The organism is Variovorax sp. V15 (assembly GCF_041154425.1).
Lineage (GTDB): Bacteria > Pseudomonadota > Gammaproteobacteria > Burkholderiales > Burkholderiaceae_C > Variovorax > Variovorax guangxiensis.
Genome location: NZ_AP028659.1, coordinates 2957668 through 2979582 on the forward strand (window position 1 = coordinate 2957668; position 21915 = coordinate 2979582).

The following is a 21915-nucleotide window of genomic DNA, read 5'->3' on the forward strand; positions in this document are numbered from 1 at the left end:
GCAAGATGCCGCCAGGAGGAAAAACGACATGCACACGATCATGGTGATGGGCGGCGGCTTCGTGCTGCTGGTGGTGTTCCTGCTGGCCGGGCGCCTGCTGGGCGACGGCTCCCCGGCGGCGCTGGCCGTCGCGGCCAAGTGGTTCATTCCGGCGTGGTTCGTCGGCGCGGGCATCAACATGGCCGTGGGCGTGATCAAGGCCGGGTATTCGGTGGCCGAGGAGCTGCCGATCTTCCTGCTGATCTTCGCGGTGCCGGCCGTGGTGGCGGCGCTCGTATGGTGGAAGTTCGGGCGCTAGCCCGGCCCGAATAGCCCCGACCCGGCCGTGACATCGGGCCGGGGCACAATCCGCGGATGCTCATGTATCCGCATATCGACCCCATCGCGCTGCAAATCGGGCCGGTGGCCATCCACTGGTACGGCCTGACCTACCTGGCCGCGTTTGCGCTGTTCTACTTCCTCGGCACGCGCCGCCTCCGGCACGAGCCGTTCCGCAGGCTGGTGGATGCCGGCGTGTGGCAACGCCGGGACATCGAGGACATTCTTTTCCTCGGCGTGATGGGCGTCATCGTCGGCGGGCGGCTGGGCTACTGCCTGTTTTACAAGCCCGAGTTCTATCTCACGCACCCGCTCGAAATTCTGTACGTGTGGCAGGGCGGCATGAGCTTCCACGGCGGTCTGCTCGGCGTGATCGGCGCGATGGTGTGGTTCTCGCACTCGCGCAAGCGGCCGTTCTGGCAGGTGATGGACTTCGTCTCGCCCTGCGTGCCGACGGGCCTCGCGGCCGGCCGCGTGGGCAACTTCATCAATGGCGAGTTGTGGGGGCGCTTCAGCAGCCCCGATCTGCCCTGGGGCATGGTGTTCCCGCAGAGCGGGTCGATGCTGCCGCGCCATCCCTCGCAGGTCTACCAGTTCCTGCTGGAGGGGCTGCTGCTTTTCGTCGTGATGTGGCTCTACGCGCGCAAGGAGCGCAAGCAGGGTCAGGTGGCCTCGGTGTTCCTCATCGGCTACGGCGTGCTGCGCTTCGTGGCCGAGTATTTCCGCGAGCCCGACGATTTCCTCGGCCTGCGGGCGCTCGACCTGAGCCAGGGGCAGTGGCTGAGCATCCCGATGATCGTTGCGGGCATCGCGCTTTGGTTCTGGTTCGGCCGCACCGGTGGCAAAGCGGCCAGCGCCGCGCGGGCCTGAGCTTTCACCAAGGGGCCCTTCGGGCCCTTTGTCTTAAGGGTAACTACCCGCCGCACATTCGACGCGCGGCACTTGCGCCGGGCGGATGTCGGGCTCAGAATTACGCGTAATTACAGGAAATTATGCGGTCCTGATCCCATGCGCCTGGTTCCCAACTCCCTGCACGACGAGGTCGCCGCCACGCTGCGCGAGCAGATCTTCGACGGCTCCCTGGCCCCCGGCAGCTTCGTCGACGAAACGGCGCTGTGCGAGCGGCTCTCGATCTCCCGCACGCCGCTGCGCGAAGCGCTCAAGGTGCTCACCGCCGAAGGCCTGCTGCGGCATGAGCCGCGGCGCGGCTGCTTCGTCAACGAGGTGACCGAGCGCGATCTCGACGAAATCTTCCCTGTCATCGCGCTGCTCGAAGGCCGCTGCGCCTACGAGGCGGCCCGCAACGCCAGCGACGCCGAGCTGCAGGAACTCGACGCGCTGCACGAGCGCCTCGTGCGCCACGCCAGGGCCAAGCGCATCAACGACTACTACGCCACCAATCACATCATCCACGAGGCGATCATCAAGCTGGCCGACAACAAGTGGCTGGCGCAGGTGATCGGCGACCTGCGCAAGATCCTCAAGCTCGCGCGCCTGCAGCAGCTGCATGCGCCCGGGCGGCTCGACCAGAGCCTTTCGGAGCACCTGGCCGTGTTCGCGGCGCTGAAGGCGCGCGACAGCGAAGGCGCCGACGCCGCCATGCGCACGCACCTGACCCGCCAGCGCGAGGCGCTGCGCGAGGTCGCGCGCCAGCAGAAGTCCAGGGTGATGTCGTGACGATCCTTACGAGCATTGGAGTGCCCCGATGAGTGCGACCGAATGGTTCCAGGCGCGGCTGCGTTCTGGCGAGAAGTCCAAAGTGCCGGTAGCGCCCGAAGGCGCGGCGAAGAGCGCATCGAAGAACGCGCCCAAGCCCAGCGCCCGCCCGACCGCCGAGCGCCTGCAGGCCACGCTGCGCAAGGCCGACGAGGCCCTGTCGCCGCGTGCGCTGCGCCGCGTGCTGGCCGACCTGCAGGCGGTGATCGACCCGCGCGTGAGCGAGGTCGAGGGTGGCCGCCGCGCCCATGCCATTGCCGACGCCTACCGAGCCGCCACGCCCGACGAGCGCCGCGACTACTGGGCGCTCATGAGCGAGCATTTCGCCGCCGATGCGCAAAAGCTCAAGACCGCACGCGACCAGCACCAGGCGGCCGTCGGCACGCCCGACGAGGGCCAGGCCGAGCTGCGCCTGCGCCGCGCGCTGGTGTCGCCGCGCATGCGCCTGCTGCAGCGCTTCGCGGTGGAGCCCGAGGGCATGCGCTTTCTCGTGGACCTGCGCGCCGACCTGCTGCCTTGCCTGAAGGCCGACAAGCGCCTGCTCGCGCTCGACGCCGAGCTCGAACAGCTCTTCTCCACCTGGTTCGACGTCGCCTTCCTCGAACTGCGCCGCATCGACTGGGATTCGCCGGCCTCGCTGATCGAGAAGCTCATTCGCTACGAAGCGGTGCACGACATCAAGAGCTGGTCCGACGTGAAGAACCGGCTCGACGACAGCGACCGCCGCTGCTACGGCTTCTTCCATCCGCGCCTGCCCAACGAGCCACTCATCTTCGTCGAGGTGGCGCTGGTCGACCGCATCAGCGCCGGCATCACGCCACTGCTCGACGAAACCGCCGTGCCGGTGCCCGCGGCGCGGGCCACCACCGCCATCTTCTATTCGATCAGCAACACGCAGAACGGCCTGCGCGGCGTGAGCTTCGGCGATTCGCTCATCAAGCGCGTTGTCGAGACGCTGCAGGACGAGCTTCCGCGCCTGAAGACCTTCGCCACGCTCTCGCCGATTCCGGGCTTTCGCACCTGGCTCGCGAAGAACGCCGGCGACCTGCTGCCGCGCCTGGACGAAAAGCGCGAGGCCGAACTGGGCCGCCTCGTCGGCTCGGTGCCGCCCACGGCGGAGCGCCTGCTCGCCGCGGTGGACGGCGCCGCGAGCCTCGACGCCAAGTCGCCGCTGCGCCAGTGGCTGATGCAGGCGGCCGCCGAGTACCTCGGCCGCGCGCTGGTCGACGGCACGCCGGCCGATCCGGTGGCGCGCTTCCACCTGGGCAACGGCGCGCGCGTCGAGCGCCTGAACTGGGCGGGCGATCCGTCGGCCAAGGGTCAGAAGCAGTCCTACGGACTCATGGTCAACTACCTCTATGACCTCAAGCGCCTGGACAAGCACCGCACCTGGCTGGCCGAGGGCAAGGTGGCCGTATCGGGAGACGTCGAAAGCCTGTATTTCAAAAAAGGCTGAAGTCCGCAAAAGAGAAAGTCGAAGCAGAGCAAGGAGCCGGTGCACCCAAGGCCGGCAGCCGCACGGGGCGGCAAGATCCACAACGACACACAGGAGATGAGACAAATGAACCCAAGCTTTCAGCGCCGCGACGTACTGCGCGTGGCCGCCGCCGGTGCGGCCGTACTGTGCGGCGCCGCGCGGGCCCAGCAGGGCTGGCCGACGAAGCCCGTGACGATGATCGTGCCGTTCCCGGCCGGCGGTGGCACTGATGCCTTCGCTCGGCCGCTGTCGGGGCAGTTCTCGCGCGTCGCGGGCCAGACGCTGGTCATCGACAACCGCGGCGGGGCAGGGGGCACGCTGGGCGCGAGCATCGCCGCCAAGGCACCGGCCGACGGCTACACGCTCTTCATGGGCGCGGTGCACCATGCGATCGCGCCGTCCATCTACCCGAAGCTCGACTACGACATCGAGAAAGACTTCGTGCCGCTGATGCTGCTGGCCAACGTGCCGCAGGTGGTGGTCATCAACCCGAAGCGGGTGCAGGCCAACACCATCCAGGAATTCATCGCGCTGGTGAAGCGCAACCCCGGCAAGTTCAACTACGGCTCGGCCGGCTCGGGCACCTCGCACCACCTGGCGGGCGAGCTCTTCAAGATCCAGACCGGCACTTTCATCACCCACATTCCGTACCGCGGCGCGGGCCCGGCGCTGTCGGACCTGATCTCGGGCAACGTCGACCTGATGTTCGACGGCCTGGGTTCCTCGGCGCAGCACATCAAGAGCGGCCGCATCAAGGCGCTGATGGTGGCCGGCACCAAGCGCAATCCCGCCTTCCCCGATGTGCCCTGCGCCGCCGAAGTGGGCCTGCCCGAGTACACCGTGACCACCTGGTACGGCCTGTGGGCGCCCAAGGGCACGCCGGCCGACACGCAGACGCGCGCCATCGACGACATGAAGAAGTCGCTGGCCACCGACGACCTCAAGGGCATCTGGGCCCAGAACGGTTCCGAGATCCCGAACCTCACCACCACCGCCTACGGCAGCTTCGTCAATGCCGAGATCAAGCGCTGGGCCGCGGTGGTGAAGGCCTCGGGCGCCAAGCTCGAATGACCGCTGGAAGCGCCATCTCCCTGCGCCGCGACGGCGCCATCGCGATCGTCACGCTGTCGAACGCGGGGCGCCTCAACGCCATGACGCGCGCCATGTGGCGTGAACTGCGCGCGGTGTTCGACGGCCTGCGCAGCGATGGCGACAGCGCCCTGCGCTGCGTGATCGTGCGCGGCGAGGGCGGCGCCTTCTGCGCGGGCGGCGACATTTCCGAGTACCCGTCGTTCCGCTTCAGCGAGCCCAGCCTGCGCGAGTTCCACGAGAACGAGGTCTGGGCTGCGCTGCAGGCGATGCTCGATTGCCCGCTGCCGCTGGTCGCGCAGATCGAGGGCGCCTGCATGGGCGCGGGCATCGAGATCGCGAGCTGCTGCGACATCCGCCTGGCCGGCGCCTCCGCGAGGTTCGGCGCGCCCATCGCCAAGCTCGGTTTCCCGATGGCGCCGCGCGAAGCCGCGCTGGTGCATGGCGCCATCGGCGACGTGCTCGCGCGCGACATGCTGCTGGCCGCCGGCGTGCATGGCGCGCAGCGCCTGTACGACGCGGGCTTCCTGCTGCAGGTGCTGCCCGACAACGAAGTGCCGCTCGCCGCCCAGTCGCACGCCGAGCGCATCGCCGCGCTTTCCCCTCAGGCCGCGCGCCTGCACAAGGCCACCTTCGCCGCGCTGCGCGCCGGTGCGCCCTCGGCCCACGGCCTGCTGGCCACCGCCTACGATTACGCCGATTCCGTCGAGCACCGCGAGGGCATCGCCGCCTTTCTCGCCAAGCGGCCCCCGAATTTCCGAAGCCAAGCCAAGCAATCGTCCGAATGAAGAAGTCCGCCAACGCCAACCTGTTCGCCGCCCTGCGCGCGGCCTTTCCCGCCGACCTCGACGGCATCGCCGTCGAAACCGACAGCGGCCTGTTCTATTCCTGGCGCGACCTCGAACGCGCCAGCGCCATGATCGCCAACCTGCTCGACGCCCTCGGGCTGGAGAAGGGTGCGCGCATCGCGGTGCAGGTCGAGAAGTCGGTCGAGGCCATGCTGCTGTACCTCGCCACGCTGCGCGCGGGCTACGTGTTCCTGCCGCTGAACACCGCCTACCAGAGCGCCGAGATCGAGTACTTCATCGGCAACGCCGAACCGGCCGTGGTGGTCTGCACCAGCCGCAACGCGTCGTGGGTCGCGCCCATCGCCACCGCGGCAGGCACGAAGCACGTCTTCACGCTGGACGACGACCGCACCGGCACCCTGCTCGACGTGGCCGCCCTGTGCAGCGACCAGCACGTGCCGGCAAAGTGCAAGGCCGACGACATGGCCGCCATCCTCTACACCAGCGGCACCACCGGCCGCAGCAAGGGCGCGATGCTCACGCACGGCAACCTGCTGTCGAACGCCGAGGTGCTGAAGGACTACTGGGGCTGGACCGAGGGCGACGTGCTGATCCACGCGCTGCCCATCTTCCACGTGCACGGCCTGTTCGTCGCGCTGCACGGCGCGCTGCTCAACGGCAGCAAGATCCTGTGGTTCGCCAAGTTCGACCCGAAGCGCGTCGCGCAGAAGCTGCCCGAGGCGACCGTGTTCATGGGCGTGCCCACGCTGTACGTTCGCCTCCTGGCCGAGCCTGGGCTCACGCGCGACGCGGTGCGCAACATGCGCCTGTTCGTCGCGGGCTCGGCGCCGCTGCTCATCGAGACCTTCGAGGAATGGCGCGAGCGCACCGGGCACACCATTCTCGAGCGCTACGGCATGAGCGAGACGGTCATGCTCACCTCCAACCCCTACCGGCCGGAGCAGGGAGAGCGCCGCGGCGGCACCGTCGGCTTCGCGCTGCCTGGCGTGCAGCTGCGCGTTCGCGACGACAGCGGCCGCGACTGCACCACCGACGAGATCGGCAACATCGAGGTCAGCGGCCCGAACGTGTTCGCGGGCTACTGGCGCATGCCCGAGAAGACGAAGGAGGAGTTCACCGCCGACGGCTTCTTCAAGACCGGCGACGTGGGCAAGATCGACGGCCGGGGCTACATCACCATCGTCGGGCGCAGCAAGGACCTGATCATCAGCGGGGGCTACAACGTGTACCCCGCCGAGATCGAGGGCTACATCAACGAGATGGCTGGCGTGGCCGAGAGCGCCGTGGTCGGCGTGCCGCACCCCGACTTCGGCGAGGTGGGCGTGGCCATCGTCATTCCCAAGGCGGGCGCTGCGCTCGATGGCGATGCCATCGTGGCGGAGTTGAAGTCGAAGCTCGCCAACTTCAAGATTCCCAAGCGCTGCTTCGTGGTGCCCGAGCTGCCGCGCAACGCCATGGGCAAGGTGCAGAAGGCGCTGCTGCGTACGGAGCACAAGGGCCTCTTCGCGGCCTGAGTTCTTTCAGTCAGAGGGCGCGAGTCCGTTCATCAGCCCGCTGCCCGCGTGGCAGTTGACGTACTCGTAGCTCTGCTCGTCGGCCTTGAGCACCGACACCTCGTGATACACGCGCAGCTGCAGCTGGAAGTTCAGCGCCTGCACGTAGCGCATGAAGCTGCCGAAGATCGCGACGTGCGTGGGGTGCGACTCGGCCCAGCGTTCCATGTCGGCCAGCGAGCGCCAGTAGCTCAGCCCGAACGACTTCTGCAGCGGCGCGCCCTGCGCGTCGAGGTGGCGCATGTAGCGGTTGCTGTAGCAGCCGATGCCCAGCCCCTGCTCGCGCAGGAAGTCCATGCCCTCGCGCAGCACCGGTTCCATGTCCTGCAGGTAGAGCGTGCGCTCCTGGCCGGTGGTGTCGGTCCATTCCTGGCCGGAGCGGATCATCGCGACGTTCTCGTGGCCCGCGATGCGCACGCGCTGCCCCGGCGCCGGCGCGCCTGCGATCACCGCGCGCGAGCCCGAAGGCGCCATCGCGTCGGTCTGCGACAGCGGAATGCGGTCGCGCATCGAACCCCAGTAGCCGTGCTCCTGCAGCTCGCCGCTGACCCCGCCCATTACCACGCCCACGCCCTCGAAGCGGTCGGGCGTGTTGAACATGGTCTCGAAGTGCTCGACGCGGGGCGAGGCGATCTCGCGGAAGTAGCCGAGGCCTTCCGTGAGCCGTTCGTCGGAGCGCCACCAGGCGTCGACAGCTGGCGTCGCGCACCAGCGGGCGTAGGCGGCGGGGTCGTTCCAGTAGGCGATGGCGATCATGTTGTCGAAGCCTTGCGCGTCGACGTAGTGCGTGAGGTCGTGATGGCCCGGGCCGTCTGGCAGGGCGAAGTCGCGCGCGATCTTCATCAGCGCGGCACAGGCGCGGCCCTGCATTTCGGCGCCGCGCGACTGCACGCCGAAGTAGCCCATCACGACCTGCCTCACCGCGACCGGTGCGCGGGCCGACCACACGGGGTAGGGCGGCACGTAGTCGTCTTCCACGCGGCGGTGGCGCGTGCGGGGGCACTTCAGGTGCTCGTCGATGGCGGATTCCATGGTGTGCCTCCGTTGCTTCAGGCCGCGACCGGCTCTGGCGTGCCGGCTTCGGGCTCCGGCGACGTCGCCTGCTGCACCACGACAGGCTCGCGGCGCGTCTTGTTCAGCAGCAGCTGCGTGACGTCGGGCCGCGAGTAGTGGCCGCTCGGGTCGGCGGAGGCCTTGGCGAGCGAGATCATGCCGAGGTCGATGTCGGCGACGACCAGGCCTTCCTCGTCTTCCGCCAGCGGCGTGCCCAGCGGCGAGCCGTCGGGTGCGTAGATGCGCGCGTAGCCACCGCCGGTGCGCAGCATCTGCTGCTTGCCGGCGTCGGTGCACATCAGCTCGCTCATGGCTTTCGACACCGTGGCGCAGGGCGCGACCACGAAGCACTGGCCCTCGGCTGCGTAGACCTGGCTCGCGGCGTTGTTGACCTCGGGGCCCAGCGCATAGGCCGCGCCGCGGTAGAGCGAGAAGCTCGGCCATGCGCCGCAGTGGATCTGCTCGTTCTGCGAGTACATCGCGTACTTGCTCAGCGGCTGCAGGTGCTCCCAGCACGAGAGTGAGCCGATGTTGCCCAGCGGCGTGCGGATCACGGCGAGGTCGGAGCCGTCGCCTTCACCGAACACCGTGCGCTCCACGTGCGTGGGCTTGAGCTTGCGCCGCGTCTGCACGGTATTGCCCTGGTCGTCGATGAGCGCCTGCGCGATGTAGAGGCTGCCCGCGGCTTTCTCGCTGTAGCCCAGCGAGACCCAGATGCCGAGCCTGCGCGCGGCTTCGCCGATGCGCTCGAACTCGGCCGAGCCGATCACCAGCGAGTTGTCGTGGTACCGCTGCACGAACTGCATGCCCCAGGCCGGCGAATCGAGCCAGATCCACCACGGGTAGCCGGGCACCCAGGTCTCGGGAAAGGCGATGAGCTTCACGCCCTGTTTCGCGGCCTGCGTCATCAGGTCGATGGTCTTGTCGATGGTGCCGTCGAGGTCGAGGAACACGGGGGCGGCCTGCACTGCGGCAACGCGCAGCTTGGGGTGGACGGTGGTCGGCATGAAGGTTCTCCAGATGCAATGAAAGTAACGGGGCGTTGGGAAGCGTGGTCCGCAGTCACCGGGTTTGCGCTGTGGCATGCGGGTTGCTTGAAGCGTAGATTCGCGCCGCCGGAACGCCTTGACCCGGTTTGGCGGCGTTCTTGTTCCAGCGTTGCATCCGTTCGTTGCCCAGGCTTTCCGAGGAATCCGATGACCCAGCTGCTCAGCACCGATGCCGTTTCGCGCGACCAGCGGCTCGCCTACTGGACCGACATGATCTGCAACGTCTACGTGCAGCTCGGTTGCGACCCGGTGCGCGAGGGCGATCCGGGCGATTTCGAGGGAAGCATCCGCCAGCACACGTTGCCCGGGCTCGACGTGTCGGTCGTCACCTCGAGCCCGCAGAAGGTGATGCGCACGCCGGGGCACATCTCGCATTCCAGCGACGACTACTTCCTCGTGAGCATCCAGGCGCGCGGCCGGGGCGTGGTACGGCAGGACGGCCGCGACGCGGTGCTGTCGGCCGGCGATTTCGCGCTGTACGACAGCACGCGGCCCTACCAGCTGCTGTTCGACGAATCATTCGAGCAGATCGTGCTCAAGCTGCCCGGCGAACGCCTGCGCAGCGAGTTGCGCGACACCGAGGCGCTGACGGCCACCACCGTGTCGGGGCGCGAAGGCGCGGGACACCTGCTGCTGGGCATGATCCGCACCCTGCGCGAGGACATCGACACGCTGCAGCCGGCCTCGGCTCTCGCGGTGGCCAACGGCGTGCAGAACATCCTGGTGGCGGGGCTGCAGACGCTGCCGGCGGCGAGCGCGCCGTCGCTGAGCAATCTGGCGGCCTACCACCTCGCGCGCGTGAAGCGGCGCATCGACGAGCAGTTGGCCGATCCGTCACTCTCGGTGAGCACGCTGGCGACCGGGCTGGGCGTCTCGGTGAGCCACATCCATCGCGTCTTCAGGAGCGAGCCGCTCACGCCCTCGCAGTACATCTGGGAGCGCAGGCTGCAGGCATGCAGCCGCGACCTGCTGGAGCCGCGCCTGGCAGGCCGTCCCGTGGCCGATATCGCCTACGGCAGGGGATTCAACGACGCGGCGCACTTCAGCCGCGCGTTCAGGGAGCGATTCGGCTGCTCGCCACGCGAGTGGCGGCAGCAGCGCATGCAGTAACGGATCGAAGGATCGGCTTACTGAACCAGCAGCACGGTGGTGTTCGTCTCGGCGATCACCTTGGTGGCGACGGAGCCCATCAGCGCTCGGCCGAGGATGCCGTGGCCGTGCGTGCCCAGCACGATCAGCCCCGCCTGCGCGGCGGCGGCCGACTTGAGAATCTCCTCGGCGATGTGGCCGTGGCGCGCATCGACCGTGTAGTTGGCGATGCCCTGTGCCGCGAGCTGCGCCTTCACGGGGTCGATCACCTTGGCGCTTTCCTCGGCGTAGTAGTCGGAGACGATCTCCTTGCTGAGGTGGCGCGTGACGTGGCCCGAGATGCCGGTGCACACGTGCACGATGACCAGTTCGTGGCCGTCCACGAACATCGCGCGGTTGGCAACCAGATAAGCCAGCGCCTTCTGCGTGTAGGCGCTGCCGTCGACTGCGATGAGGATTTTCATGGCCCCGTTATACGGCGCGTGCCGCGCGGGCGGCAACGAGTCGCACCTCTCGCGCAAGGGCCTTGCGCCCGAAGGGAATCAGCCGTGCAGGCCCTTCCAGAGCATGTAGGCGGCCAGCATGTAGAGGATGCTCGCGAACACGCGCTTGAGCTTCTTCACCGGCAGGCTGTGCGCCGCCTTCGCGCCCAGCGGCGCGGTCAGCACGCTGCACAGGGCGATCACCGCCAGCGCGGGCAGCCAGATGTAGCCGAAGGAGCCGGCCGGCAGGCCCTGCACCGACTGGCCGCTCACCGCATAGCCCAGCACGTTCGCCACCGCGATCGGAAAGCCCAGCGCCGCGCTGGTGGCCACCGCGTTGTGGATGGAGATGTTGCACCACGTCATGAACGGCACGCTGATGAAGCCGCCGCCGGCCCCCACCAGGCCCGAGATGAAGCCGATGGCGCCGCCCGCCGCAAGCTGGCCGCCCGTGCCCGGCATCTGCCGCGAAGCCGCGGGCTTCTTGTCGAGGAACATCTGCGTGGCCGAGAAGCCCACGAAGAGCGCGAAGAAGATCGCCAGCGCCGTTCCCTTGAGTAGCGAGAACACGCCCAGGCTGCCCACCAGGCTGCCGATGACGATGCCGGGCGCGAGCCGGCGCACGATGTCCCAGCGCACCGCGCCGCGCTTGTGGTGCGCGCGCACGCTCGACACCGAGGTGAAGATGATGGTCGCCATCGAGGTCGCGATGGCCATCTTCACCGAGAGATCGGCCGGCGCGCCGCGGTGGCCCATGATGATCGTGATGAACGGCACCATCAGCATGCCGCCGCCGATGCCCAGCAGGCCTGCGAGGAAACCGGTGCCGAGCCCGAGGGCGGCGAGTTCGGCGATGAGGATGGGGTCGAGCAAGCTGGAGACGTTCACGGAAATTCTGTATCGCAAAAAGCAACGGCCCCGAGCAGTTTGTGCAGGGGGCCGTGGCGGAATTAGGTGTCTGCAAGTGGGCGCCGGACTCGCATCCTGAACCGGGGTTCAGGTGGGCGAGGGCAGCAGGACTTCGGGTTCATCTGACGCGAGATGATCACACCCGTCGAGCGATTTACCAAGCCCGGCTCCGTAGAGCATTGGAACAAGGACATATAAAGCCCAACGCGCACCGCAGACAGTTCGGATTTTACCGCTGCAGCCCTGCCGGCGGAACCCGCTCAGAGCAAATGTCCATCGCCCGCCAGGGCCTGATCGAGTCTTTGAATGAGCTGGGCGGCCTTCGGGTCGGTCTCTGTGGTATCGGCTGCTGCGGCAGCAGGCGCGGGTGCCGCGGTGGCGGCGGCCTGCTGCGCGGCGAGGTCGAATGCCAGGTTCAGCGATGCCAGCACCGCGATGCGGTCGCGGGCCTTGACTTTTCCCGCGTCGCGGATCTTGCACATGGCGGCATCCACGCGGTCGACGGCTTCGCGCAACTGCGCCTCGCCGCCGTCGGGACAGCCGAGCAGATAGCTCTGTCCCATGATCTGTACTTCAATCTGCTTCATGCGGGGGAATCTTCGGAAGGTGGTTCAGCCGGCAACCGTTCGAGCAGGGCGTCGAGGCGCGTGCGGGCCGCGACGAGCCGCGACTTCAGTGCGTCGCGTTCGCGCGTGAGCGCATCGACCTGTTCCTGCAGCAGCGCGTTGGTGCGCTGCACCTCTTCGTGACGCACGAGCAGTCGTTCGACGCGCTCGGCGATCTGGTCGATGGGGCTGGAGGCGGGCATGGTTGGCGATTGTAGTTTCCCGGGGAGGCGGTCCCGCCGAGGCCGGACGCGGCGCCCGGCATGCCCGGGATTCTGCGGCTTTGGCGCCCGCCGATCAAACCCCCGATCAGGTGTTTCAGGCTTCGCTCAGCCGCACGTAGGTGGCCAGCAGCGCGCTCTTGGCGACCACGCCCAGCAGCACCGGGTTGGCGGCGCTCTCTATCAGCGGCAGCCGCTCGCCCAGGTGGTCGAGGAAGCGCTGCAGCGCCTCGCCCAGCCCGGTGTCGGCGGTGATCGGCAGGATCGCCTGCGAGAGCAGGGCGCCGGCCGTCGTCTCCTGCGGCGCCGTGCCGAGCGACGAGAGCGGCACCACGCCGAGATAGCGGTTGTCCGCGTCCACCACGTACAGGTACTTCACGGGGTACTGCAGAAAGAGCCTGCTCATCGCCTCGCGGTCCGCCTGCGGGCCGACCACCGTTTCGGCCGGCTGCACCAGGTCGCGCATGTGCAGGCCGCGCAGGCGCATCTGGTCGTCGCGCTGTGCGTTGCGATGCAGCGTGATCTCGTACATCGAGCCCGCGTTGGCCGAGCGCGCCACGAAATACGCGATGACGCTCGCGGCCATCAGCGGCAGCATGACCTGGTAGCTCAGCGTCATCTCGAAGATCATCAATATCGCCATCAGCGGCGCCTGCGTGGCGCCCGCCAGGAACGCGCCCATGCCGACGATGGCGTAGGCGAAAGGCGCCGAGCTCGCCGCTGGCCACAGCGCCTGCACGCCCTGGCCGAAGAGCGCGCCGATCATGCAGCCGAAGAAGAGCGCGGGCGTGAACACGCCGCCCACCGCGCCCGAGCCCGCCGTTGCCATGGTGGCGATCGCCTTGGCGAGCAGCACCAGCGCGATCAGCGTCCAAGCCCATGGCGTGTGCAGCACCGAATTGACCACGCTGTAGCCGTTGCCCCAGACCTCCGGCATCGGCACCGACACCACGCCCATGACGAGCCCGCCCAGCGCCAGCCGCCATGGCAGCGCGAGCGGCAGCCGCGAGAACAGCGCCCGGCTGCCCTGCAGCGCGCGCAGGAAGCCCACCGCCGCGAAGCCCAGCAGCACGCCGAGCACGCAGAACAGCACGACCTCGGTGCCGTGGATCTCCGGGAACGGCGGCATCCTGTAAGGCGGCTGGTAGCCCGGAAGCGCCCGCATCGCGACGTTGGCGACCACCGAGGCGATGATGATCGGTCCCACGCTCTCCATCGCGATGGAGCCCAGCACGATCTCCGCGACGAAGAAGGCGCCCGCGATGGGCGCGTTGTAGGCTGCCGTGAGGCCGGCCGCCGCGCCGCAGGCCACCAGCAGCCGCAGCCGTTCGGCCGGGAAGCGGAACACCCTCCCGAGCAGCGAGGAAGCCAGCGCCGCCAGTTGCACCATCGAGCCCTCGCGCCCGATCGAGCCGCCGGTGCCGATGCTCACCAGCGACGACGCGCTGCGCGCCAGCGTCTGCGCCACCGGGATGCGCCCGTCGCCGAGCACGATGGCCTCCATGTAGTCGGACGTGGCGCTGCGCTGCGCCACGCGTTTGGCCAGCACCAGCAGCAGCCCCGCCACCAGCCCGCCCAGCGTGGGGCAGGCGATGCGTGCCCACCATGGCAGTTGCCTGGCCATTGCCACGAGCCCTTCGCCAGGCCCCAGCACCAGATGCTCGAAGGCCAGCAGCGCCGCGCGGAAGAATTCGGTCGCCAGCGTCCCCAGCAGCCCCGCCACGATGGACCACAGCAGCATCGACTGCCAGCCCGACACACCGAAGAGACGCTGCAGCGCCGAACGCAGATTCAGGAAGACCGAGGCGGGCTGCATCATGGCCGTCGATGTTAGCGGTGCCGCAACTTTCGACTTAAGCCCCGTTGGCCAGCGCATAAAATCACCGCCGTTGGTGCTCGCGCCGTGGTTCGCACGGCGCAGTTCAACGGGAAGCAGGAGTGAACGCCCCGGTTCTTGCCGGAACAAGGCCGAAGCCGCCTGCGCTGCCCCCGCAACGGTCAAGCAGACGGTGCCGCAAGGCGCCAACCCCTTTCCATCGAAGCCACTGGATGCCCTGAAACAGGCGTCTGGGAAGGCGGCAAGGAGTCGCTCTGCCAGCCCGGATACCGGCCAACAAGGCGGCTGCCGCATGCGTCGAAGATGAATGACGAACGCATGCGCGGCCATTGCGCCCAGGCGCCGGCGGGGAGGCCGGCCAGGGGTATTGACGTTCGTTCGCTTGATCCATGATTTCCCGTGTTTGCTCTTTCCGCGGCCGCGCTCCTGCGCGCCGCTTCCGCCACGCCTGCCTGCCGCTGGCGCTGGTTTCCGCCTTCGGCGGGCTGGCCCATGCGCAGGAGGCTTCCACCCTGCGCGAGACGGTGGTCACTGCCAACCGCACCCCGCAGGCGTTGTCGGAGCTCGTGGGAGACGTCTCCATCGTCGACAGCAACGCCATCGAGCGCAGCGGCGCGACCGGCGTGGCCGACCTGCTCTCGCGCCTGCCCGGCATCGAGATCTCGCGCTCCGGCGGCGTGGGCAACACCACCAGCCTCTTCATCCGCGGCGCCGAGACGCGCTTCACAGCCGTGTATCTCGATGGTGTGCGCATCGACTCGCAATCGACCGGCGGCGCCGGCTGGGAGGGCATCCCACTGTCGCAGATCGACCGCATCGAGGTGCTGCGCGGCCCGGCCGCCGCGGTCTACGGCTCCGACGCCGTGGGCGGCGTGATCCAGCTCTTCACCAGGCGAGGAGAAGAGGGCGTGTCGCCCTACGCCGGCATCGGCTTCGGCAGCAAGGGGCTGCGCAGGATCGAAGGCGGCGTGAGCGGCAAGTCGGGCCTCTTCGACTATTCCTTCGGCGTGGCGCATGAAGAGAGCAAGGGCTACAACGTGCAGCCCGTGAGCAAGCGCAACGTGACCAAGGACGGCTTCACCAGCCCCGACCGCGACGGCTACAACAGCACCTCGGGCAACGCGAAGCTGGGCTTCCAGATCACGCCCGACCAGCGCATCGAGGCCACGCTGCTTTCCAGCGACATCAAATCCGGCTACGACGCCACGGTGTCCTACAGGACCAGGCTGCCGTTCCTGTTCGCCAACGACATCTCGAGCAACACGCTGCAGACCGCCGGCCTGAGCTGGTCGGCAAAGTGGAACGACGTCTACAGCACCCGCGTGCAGGTGACCGACTCGCAGCAGGTCTACAAGACCCAGCCCTCGTTCTACCGCACCGAGACGAAGCTGCGCGGCTACCTCTTCCAGAACGAATTCCGCTTCGGCCCGCACCTCGTCACCGCCACGCTCGAGCGCCGCGAAGACGCCCTGGAGAACGCTCCCACAACCACCTCGAAGCTGCTCTCGCGCGACCGCTCGCAGGACGCCGTCTCGCTGGGCTACGGCTTCGTGAAGGGCCCGCACTCGCTGCAGCTGCACGTGCGCCACGACAAGGACAGCGAATTCGGCGGCAAGACCACCGGAAGCGCGGCCTACGGCTACGCCATCACGCCGTCGCTGCGCTTCACGGCGTCGGCCGGCACCGCCTTCCGCGTGCCCACGCTGTACCAGCGCTTCAGCGAATACGGCCTGGCCACGCTCAAACCCGAATCGAGTCGCAATCTCGAGCTGGGCCTGCAGTACACCGAGGGTGCGACCCAGCTGGGCGTGGTGGCCTACGCCAACCGCGTGCAGAACCTGATCGTGTTCGACGGCTCGGCCAAGGGCTGCGCATCGTCCTTCGGCTGCTACGCCAGCACCGCCCGCGCGCGCTACCAGGGCGTCACGCTCTCGGGCAGCCACCGCATCGGCGACGTCACGCTGCGCGGCTCGCTCGACTTCCAGGACCCGCGCGACCTCGCCACCCACAACCTGCTCGCGCGCCGCGCGCAGCGCCATGCCACCATGGGCGCCGACTGGCGCATCGCGGGCTGGACGCTGGGCGCCGAGGTGCAGACTTCCAGCCGCCGCTACGACGACGCCGCCAACAGCGTGAAGCTCGGCGGCTACACCGTGCTGAACCTGTCGGCCACCACGCAGATCACGCGCGACATCAACCTCGTCGCGCGCGTCGACAATGTGGGCAACAAGGACTACCAGTTCGCACGGCTGTACGCCAATGCCGGCCGTACCGCCTACGTCGGTCTCAAGTGGACGCCTCACTAAGCAGCCAAGCATCCCAGCCGGGCGGCACCGCCGGTGCCGCGGCGGCCACCTGCGCCGCCGTGCTGGTGGCCGCCCCGGCCTCGGGGCAGGGCAAGACCACGGTCGCTGCCGCGCTGGCCCGGCTGCATGCGCGCCAGGGCAGGCGCGTGCGCGCCTTCAAGTGCGGGCCCGACTTCCTCGACCCGCACTGGCTGGCGCTGGCCACCGGCGCGCCGGTGCATTCGCTGGACCTCTGGATGACCGGCGAGGCCGACTGCCGCGCGCGCCTGCTCGCGGCAGCGGCCGAATGCGACCTGCTGGTCGTCGAAGGCGTGATGGGCCTCTTCGACGGCACGCCCAGCGCCGCCGACCTGGCGCAGCGCTTCGGCCTGCCGGTGCTGGCGGTGATCGACGCGCACGCCATGGCCGGCACCTTCGGGGCGCTGGCCTACGGGCTGCAGAACTTCCGCGACGGCCTGCCGTGGGCCGGCGTGCTGGCGAACCGCGTGGCCAGCGAAAGACACAGCCAGATGCTGAAGAACGCGCTGCGCGACCCTTCTCAATGGCTCGGCGCCTTGCCGCGCGATGCCCGCTTTTCACTGCCCGAACGGCATCTGGGCCTCGTGGCCGCAACCGAACTCGGCGACGCGATGGCGCGGTTGGACGCGGCCGCCGACGTGCTCGCCGACACGCCGCTGGGCCGGATGTCCGTCGCCGACCTGCCGCAGGTGCGCTTCGAGGCTGCATCCGACGAGCCGCAAGCCATGGCCCCATTGCTGGCCGGCCGCACCATCGCCATCGCGCGCGACGCCGCCTTCTCGTTCATCTACCCCGCGAACCTCGACGTGCTCACGGCACTGGGCGCGAAGCTGAGCTTCTTCTCGCCGCTCGCGGGCGACGCCTTGCCGGCCTGCGATGCCGTCTGGCTGCCCGGCGGCTATCCGGAGCTGCACGCGCAGGCGCTGTCGGCTTGCACGGCGATGCGTGAATCGCTTGCCGCGCATGCCGCAGCGGGCAAGCCGGTCTGGGCCGAGTGCGGCGGAATGATGGCGCTGTTCGACGAGCTGGCCCTGCAGGACGGTGAGCCAGTCCACCGCCTCTGGGGCCTGCTGCCCGGCCGCGTGACCATGCAGAAGCGGCTCGCGGGTCTCGGGCCGCAGCAGCTCTCGCTGGGCAGTCACGTGCTGCGCGGCCACACCTTCCACTATTCGAGCTGCGAAACGCCGCTGGAGCCGGTCGCCCGCACCGCCCGGCCCGGCGCCCCGCAGGCCGTGGGCGCGCGCGCCGGCGAAGCGCTGTACGTGCACGGCCCGGTGCGCGCGAGCTACTTCCATGCGTGGTTCGCGTCCAGTCCGCAAGCCACTGCCCGCCTTTTCGGCGCCATGTCCATCGAGTTGGAGAGCCATGCCGCATTCGACCAAGCCTGAAGCCGTGGTGCACGAGTTCATCCTGGGTGGCCAGAAGAGCGGCAAGTCGCGCCGTGCCGAGCAGCGCGCCATCGACTGGCTCGCATCCGGCTCCCGGCCCCGCCGCGCCGTGCTGATCGCCACCGCCCAGGCCTATGACGACGAGATGCAGGAGCGCATCGTGCGCCACCAGGCCGACCGCGCCGAGCGTGTGCCCGGCATGCGCACCATCGAGGAGCCGATCGAGCTCGCGCGCGCCATCGTCACGCAGAGCACGCCCGAGACGCTGGTGGTCGTCGACTGCCTCACGATGTGGCTCACCAACCTGCTGATGCCGATGCCCAGCGAAGACGCCCGCCCTGTGACGCGCACCCCCGCGGCGCACATCGCGATGCTGCTGGTCGCGCTGCGCGATGCGCCGGGTCCGGTGGTGCTGGTCGGCAACGAGATCGGGTTGGGCGTGATCCCGATGGGCCGCGAGACGCGCGCCTTCGTCGACGCGCTCGGCCGGCTCAACCAGGACGTGGCCGCCGCCTGCGGGCGCGTCACGCTGATGGCGGCCGGATTGCCGCTGAGTCTGAAGGCGCCTGCTGCATGAAGATGATCCGCATCTCGCTGGCTTCGCTCGGCCTCGCTCTTTTCGCGCTGGCCGCGCATGCGCTCGACGTGGTCGACGAGCGCGGCGTTTCCGTCAACCTGCCGCAGCCGCCGCAGCGCATCGTCTCGCTGCTGCCTTCGCTCACCGAGTCGGTCTGCGCGCTCGGCGCCTGCGACCGGCTGGTGGGCGTGGACCGGTACTCCAATTCGCCCGAGCAGGTGAAGGCGCTGCCACAGCTTGGCGGCGGCATCGATCCGAACGTGGAGGCCATCGTCGCGCTCAAACCCGAAGCGGTGCTGCTGGCCAAGTCGTCGCGCGTCACGCAGCGGCTGGAGGCGCTGGGCATGAAGGTGCTGGTGCTCGAACCCAAGAGCCACGCCGACGTGCGCCGCGTGCTCGACAAGCTAGACCAGGTGCTGGGCACGCACGAGGCGCCGAAGGTCTGGCGCGTGATCGACGCCAGCGTGTCGGCCGCCGCGCAGTCGGTGCCCGCAGGGGCGAAGGGCATGCGCGTGTATTTCGAGGTCAACAGCGCGCCGTACGCGGCGGGCGAGTCGTCCTTCATCGGCGAGACGCTCACGCGGCTCGGCATGAAGAACATCGTGCCGGCATCGCTGGGCCCGTTCCCCAAGCTCAACCCCGAGTACGTGGTGCGCGCGAACCCCGACCTCATCATGGTCAGCGTGCGCAGCGCGCAGGGGCTGGAGCAGCGGCCCGGCTGGGCCGGCATCCGCGCGGTGCGCGAGGGCCGCGTCTGCCGATTCAGCGCCGAGCAGTCCGACGTGCTGGTGCGCCCCGGCCCGCGCATGGACGAGGCCGCGCGGCTGATGGCGCAGTGCATCGCTGAAAAGGGCGGCAAGCGATGAACGCGGCCGCCGTCAGGCACACGGCCCATCTGCGCCGCGTACTGCTGCTCGGCGCCGGCCTGCTGGTGCTGGGCGCGGCGCTGATGCTGCTGGGCCTGGGCATCGGCAGCACCGGCTTCGAGAGCCTGTTCGCCGCGCGCCACGATCCGGTGGCGCTGCAGATCGTGTGGGACATCCGGCTGCCCCGCACGCTGGGTGCCTGGCTGGCTGGTGCGCTGCTGGGGCTGGCCGGCGCGGTGGCGCAGGGGCTTTTTCGCAATCCGCTGGCCGATCCGTACCTGCTGGGCAGTGCTTCGGGCGCCTCGCTCGGCGTGGCGGTGGCGCTGCTGATGTTCGGTGGCTCGGCTGCGAGCACGCAGTGGGTGATGCGGCTCGGGCTCACCGGCGCGGCCTTCCTGGGCGCGGTGCTGGCCGTGATGCTCACGCTGATGCTGGCGCGCGGCGTGCAGCAGACGCTGCGGCTGCTGCTGGCCGGCGTGATCGTGGGCGTGGTGCTTGGCGCGGCCAAAGACCTCATCACCATCGCCTCGGCGGACATCCTTCAAGCCATACAGGGTTTCATCCTCGGCAGCACCGGCCTCGTCGGCTGGAGCGCCTGCGCGGTGATGGCCATGGTCGGCGCGGCCTGCCTGCTCGCGGGCTGGGCGCTGGCGCCGGTGCTCGACGGACTCGCGCTCGGCGAGGCCACCGCGCGCAGCCTGGGCCTGCCGCTGGGCGCGATGCGCGCGGCGCTGGTCGTGGTGCTGGCTCTGGCCACCGGCGCGGCCGTGGCGCAGACCGGGCTCATCGCCTTCGTCGGTCTGGCGGCGCCGCACCTGGTGCGCTCGGTCGTCAAGACCACGCATGCGCGGCTGATCGTGCTGTCGGCGCTGATGGGCGGCCTGCTGCTGATGGCGGCCGACCTGCTCGCGCGCTGGCTGATCGCGCCGCAGGAACTGCCCGTGGGCGTGCTCACCGCCGTGCTGGGCGGCAGCTACCTGCTGTGGCTGATGCACAGGCGCAGCGCGCGGAGCGGCGTGGCATGAGCCGCAATGACGCTCCCGCCGCGCTCGAGGCGCGCCAGCTGAGCGCCACGCTCGGCGCCACCGAGGTGCTGCACGGCATCGACCTGAAGCTGCAGGCCGCGCGCTGGACCAGCATCGTCGGCCCGAACGGCGCGGGCAAGTCGACGCTGCTGAAGGCGCTGGCGGGGCTGCTTGCGCATCGCGGCGAGGTGCGCCTGTTCGGCGAGGCGCAGGACAAGGTGCCCGCCCGCGTGCGCGCCCGCCGCCTTTCGTGGCTGGGCCAGAGCGGCACGGGTGAAGGCAGCGCCGACGACCTGATGGTCTACGACGTCGCCATGCTCGGCCGCCTGCCTCACCAGCGCTGGCTCGCCACGCCCGGCGTCGCCGACCGCGAGGCCGTCGAACGCGCACTGCGCAGCACCCAGGCCTGGGACTGGCGCGACCGCCCGCTGGGGCAGCTTTCCGGCGGCGAACGCCAGCGCGTGCTGCTGGCGCGCGCGCTCGCCGTCGAAGCCGAGGCGCTGCTGATGGACGAGCCGCTGGCCAACCTAGACCCGCCCCACCAGTCCGACTGGATGCAGATCGTCCGCGCGCTCGTCGCCGAAGGCCGCACGGTGGTCAGCGTGCTGCACGAACTGCCGATGGCCCTGGCCGCCGACGAGATGGTGGTGATGGACCAGGGCCGCGTCGTGCACCACGGCAGCTGCGACGACCCGGCCACCCATGCCGCGCTGGAGCAGGTCTTCGACCACCGCATCCGCGTGCACCGCGTGGCTGAGCAGTGGATTGCGTTACCCAGATGAAATCGAAATGCGGGATCGGACAGCCGAACGCAGAGGGCGCGAAGGATTCGCAGAAGTCGCAGAAGTGAATACAAAATTTCTCGATATTCCTTTTGCGACTTTCGCGAAACCTTTGCGACTTCTGCGTTCCCGGTCAAGTCCGCATTTGAGACAGCTTGAAAAGGCATAGATGCAAATAGAGACCCCACCCAGCGAAAAGCCCTACGAGAAGCCCGAAGGCGAGCGCCGCGGCATCGTCATCGTCAACACCGGCGACGGCAAGGGCAAGAGCACGGCCGCCTTCGGCCTCGCGCTGCGCGCGCACGGCCGCGGCAAGGCCGTGAAGATCTACCAGTTCATGAAGGTGCCCACCGCGCGCTTCGGCGAGCACCGCATGTTCGAGCAGATCGGCATTCCCATCGAAGGGCTGGGCGACGGCTTCAGCTGGAAGAGCCAGGATCTCGAACGCTCGGGCCAGCTCGCGCGCGACGGCTGGGAGAAGGCGAAGGCGGCGATCCTGTCGGGCGAGTTCTTCCTCGTGGTGCTCGACGAGATCACCTATCCGCTGATCTACGGCTGGCTGCCGCTCGAAGGCGTGCTCGAAACGCTGCGCGCGCGGCCGAAGCATGTGCACGTTGCGCTCACCGGCCGGCGCTGCCCGCCGGAGATCATCGAGCTGGCCGACACGGTGACGGAGATGACGCTGGTCAAGCACGCCTTCAAGGCCGGCATTCCCGCCCAGCGCGGCATCGAGGACTGAAGGCGCT

22 protein-coding genes and 1 riboswitch are annotated in these 21915 nt (G+C 69.0%); of the genes, 15 read left to right on the top strand and 7 right to left on the bottom strand.

What is annotated here, in order from left to right; translation table 11 throughout:
• Positions 1 to 28 precede the first annotated feature (28 nt).
• From ACAM57_RS13935 to ACAM57_RS13965, 7 genes are all read left to right on the top strand, one after another.
• Positions 29 to 298 (top strand): hypothetical protein, encoded by a 270-nt coding sequence (locus ACAM57_RS13935; RefSeq protein ID WP_126023939.1) that lies wholly within the window; start codon positions 29 to 31, stop codon positions 296 to 298.
• Positions 299 to 354: 56 nt separating this feature from the next.
• Positions 355 to 1188, top strand: coding sequence for a prolipoprotein diacylglyceryl transferase (lgt, locus tag ACAM57_RS13940; RefSeq protein WP_126023940.1), 834 nt, complete (start codon positions 355 to 357; stop codon positions 1186 to 1188).
• Between the two features lie 138 nt (positions 1189 to 1326).
• Positions 1327 to 1995, top strand: coding sequence for a GntR family transcriptional regulator (locus tag ACAM57_RS13945; RefSeq protein ID WP_184637460.1), 669 nt, complete (start codon positions 1327 to 1329; stop codon positions 1993 to 1995).
• A 28-nt stretch (positions 1996 to 2023) separates the two neighbouring features.
• Complete coding sequence (locus ACAM57_RS13950; RefSeq protein ID WP_184637462.1) at positions 2024 to 3490, top strand: malonyl-CoA decarboxylase; 1467 nt, start codon at positions 2024 to 2026, stop codon at positions 3488 to 3490.
• A 105-nt stretch (positions 3491 to 3595) separates the two neighbouring features.
• Positions 3596 to 4582 (top strand): tripartite tricarboxylate transporter substrate binding protein, encoded by a 987-nt coding sequence (locus ACAM57_RS13955; RefSeq protein WP_126023943.1) that lies wholly within the window; start codon positions 3596 to 3598, stop codon positions 4580 to 4582.
• Positions 4579 to 5388: an enoyl-CoA hydratase/isomerase family protein gene (locus ACAM57_RS13960; RefSeq protein ID WP_369662068.1), complete on the top strand. Its 810-nt coding sequence runs from the start codon at positions 4579 to 4581 to the stop codon at positions 5386 to 5388. The genes ACAM57_RS13955 and ACAM57_RS13960 overlap by 4 nt, the downstream gene beginning before the upstream one ends.
• Positions 5385 to 6923: a malonyl-CoA synthase gene (locus ACAM57_RS13965; RefSeq protein ID WP_369662069.1), complete on the top strand. Its 1539-nt coding sequence runs from the start codon at positions 5385 to 5387 to the stop codon at positions 6921 to 6923. The genes ACAM57_RS13960 and ACAM57_RS13965 overlap by 4 nt, the downstream gene beginning before the upstream one ends.
• A gap of 6 nt (positions 6924 to 6929) precedes the next feature.
• Here the strand turns inward: ACAM57_RS13965 and ACAM57_RS13970 are convergent, their stop codons facing one another.
• Both ACAM57_RS13970 and ACAM57_RS13975 read right to left on the bottom strand, forming a co-directional pair.
• Positions 6930 to 7994 (bottom strand): phenylacetaldoxime dehydratase family protein, encoded by a 1065-nt coding sequence (locus ACAM57_RS13970; RefSeq protein ID WP_369662070.1) that lies wholly within the window; start codon positions 7992 to 7994, stop codon positions 6930 to 6932.
• Positions 7995 to 8011: 17 nt separating this feature from the next.
• Entirely contained in the window at positions 8012 to 9022 is a 1011-nt protein-coding gene (locus tag ACAM57_RS13975) for a carbon-nitrogen hydrolase family protein (protein WP_369662071.1), read from the bottom strand.
• Positions 9023 to 9211: 189 nt separating this feature from the next.
• On the opposite strand from ACAM57_RS13975, the gene ACAM57_RS13980 reads away from it, so the two are divergent.
• The gene (locus ACAM57_RS13980; protein WP_369662072.1) at positions 9212 to 10174 is read left to right on the top strand and encodes a helix-turn-helix domain-containing protein; all 963 of its coding nucleotides are present in this window, start codon (positions 9212 to 9214) and stop codon (positions 10172 to 10174) included.
• Positions 10175 to 10191: 17 nt separating this feature from the next.
• Here the strand turns inward: ACAM57_RS13980 and ACAM57_RS13985 are convergent, their stop codons facing one another.
• From ACAM57_RS13985 to ACAM57_RS14005, 5 genes are all read right to left on the bottom strand, one after another.
• Complete coding sequence (locus ACAM57_RS13985) at positions 10192 to 10617, bottom strand: universal stress protein (RefSeq protein WP_126023949.1); 426 nt, start codon at positions 10615 to 10617, stop codon at positions 10192 to 10194.
• A gap of 78 nt (positions 10618 to 10695) precedes the next feature.
• Positions 10696 to 11523: a sulfite exporter TauE/SafE family protein gene (locus ACAM57_RS13990; protein WP_126023950.1), complete on the bottom strand. Its 828-nt coding sequence runs from the start codon at positions 11521 to 11523 to the stop codon at positions 10696 to 10698.
• 281 nt (positions 11524 to 11804) lie between these two features.
• Positions 11805 to 12131, bottom strand: coding sequence for a cell division protein ZapA (locus tag ACAM57_RS13995; protein ID WP_126023951.1), 327 nt, complete (start codon positions 12129 to 12131; stop codon positions 11805 to 11807).
• Complete coding sequence (locus tag ACAM57_RS14000) at positions 12128 to 12352, bottom strand: hypothetical protein (RefSeq protein ID WP_019652365.1); 225 nt, start codon at positions 12350 to 12352, stop codon at positions 12128 to 12130. The genes ACAM57_RS13995 and ACAM57_RS14000 overlap by 4 nt, the downstream gene beginning before the upstream one ends.
• Before the next feature lie 115 nt (positions 12353 to 12467).
• Entirely contained in the window at positions 12468 to 14189 is a 1722-nt protein-coding gene (locus tag ACAM57_RS14005; protein ID WP_369662073.1) for a ClcB-like voltage-gated chloride channel protein, read from the bottom strand.
• A gap of 54 nt (positions 14190 to 14243) precedes the next feature.
• Positions 14244 to 14500, top strand: a riboswitch (cobalamin riboswitch).
• A gap of 96 nt (positions 14501 to 14596) precedes the next feature.
• On the opposite strand from ACAM57_RS14005, the gene ACAM57_RS14010 reads away from it, so the two are divergent.
• The 7 genes from ACAM57_RS14010 to cobO all read left to right on the top strand — a co-directional run bounded on the left by ACAM57_RS14010 (position 14597) and on the right by cobO (position 21908).
• On the top strand, positions 14597 to 16513 hold the full coding sequence (locus ACAM57_RS14010; RefSeq protein WP_369662074.1) for a TonB-dependent receptor: 1917 nt from the start codon (positions 14597 to 14599) through the stop codon (positions 16511 to 16513).
• Positions 16498 to 17919, top strand: a complete 1422-nt coding sequence (locus ACAM57_RS14015) for a cobyrinate a,c-diamide synthase (protein ID WP_369662075.1) — start codon at positions 16498 to 16500, stop codon at positions 17917 to 17919. The genes ACAM57_RS14010 and ACAM57_RS14015 overlap by 16 nt, the downstream gene beginning before the upstream one ends.
• Complete coding sequence (locus ACAM57_RS14020) at positions 17897 to 18496, top strand: bifunctional adenosylcobinamide kinase/adenosylcobinamide-phosphate guanylyltransferase (RefSeq protein WP_184637481.1); 600 nt, start codon at positions 17897 to 17899, stop codon at positions 18494 to 18496. The genes ACAM57_RS14015 and ACAM57_RS14020 overlap by 23 nt, the downstream gene beginning before the upstream one ends.
• Complete coding sequence (locus ACAM57_RS14025) at positions 18493 to 19362, top strand: ABC transporter substrate-binding protein (RefSeq protein ID WP_369662076.1); 870 nt, start codon at positions 18493 to 18495, stop codon at positions 19360 to 19362. Before ACAM57_RS14020 ends, ACAM57_RS14025 begins: the two co-directional genes overlap by 4 nt.
• Positions 19359 to 20387 (top strand): FecCD family ABC transporter permease, encoded by a 1029-nt coding sequence (locus ACAM57_RS14030; RefSeq protein WP_369662077.1) that lies wholly within the window; start codon positions 19359 to 19361, stop codon positions 20385 to 20387. The genes ACAM57_RS14025 and ACAM57_RS14030 overlap by 4 nt, the downstream gene beginning before the upstream one ends.
• Entirely contained in the window at positions 20384 to 21169 is a 786-nt protein-coding gene (locus ACAM57_RS14035; protein WP_369662078.1) for an ABC transporter ATP-binding protein, read from the top strand. Before ACAM57_RS14030 ends, ACAM57_RS14035 begins: the two co-directional genes overlap by 4 nt.
• Positions 21170 to 21338: 169 nt before the next feature.
• Positions 21339 to 21908, top strand: a complete 570-nt coding sequence (cobO, locus tag ACAM57_RS14040; protein WP_019652373.1) for a cob(I)yrinic acid a,c-diamide adenosyltransferase — start codon at positions 21339 to 21341, stop codon at positions 21906 to 21908.
• The last annotated feature ends 7 nt before the right edge of the window (positions 21909 to 21915 follow it).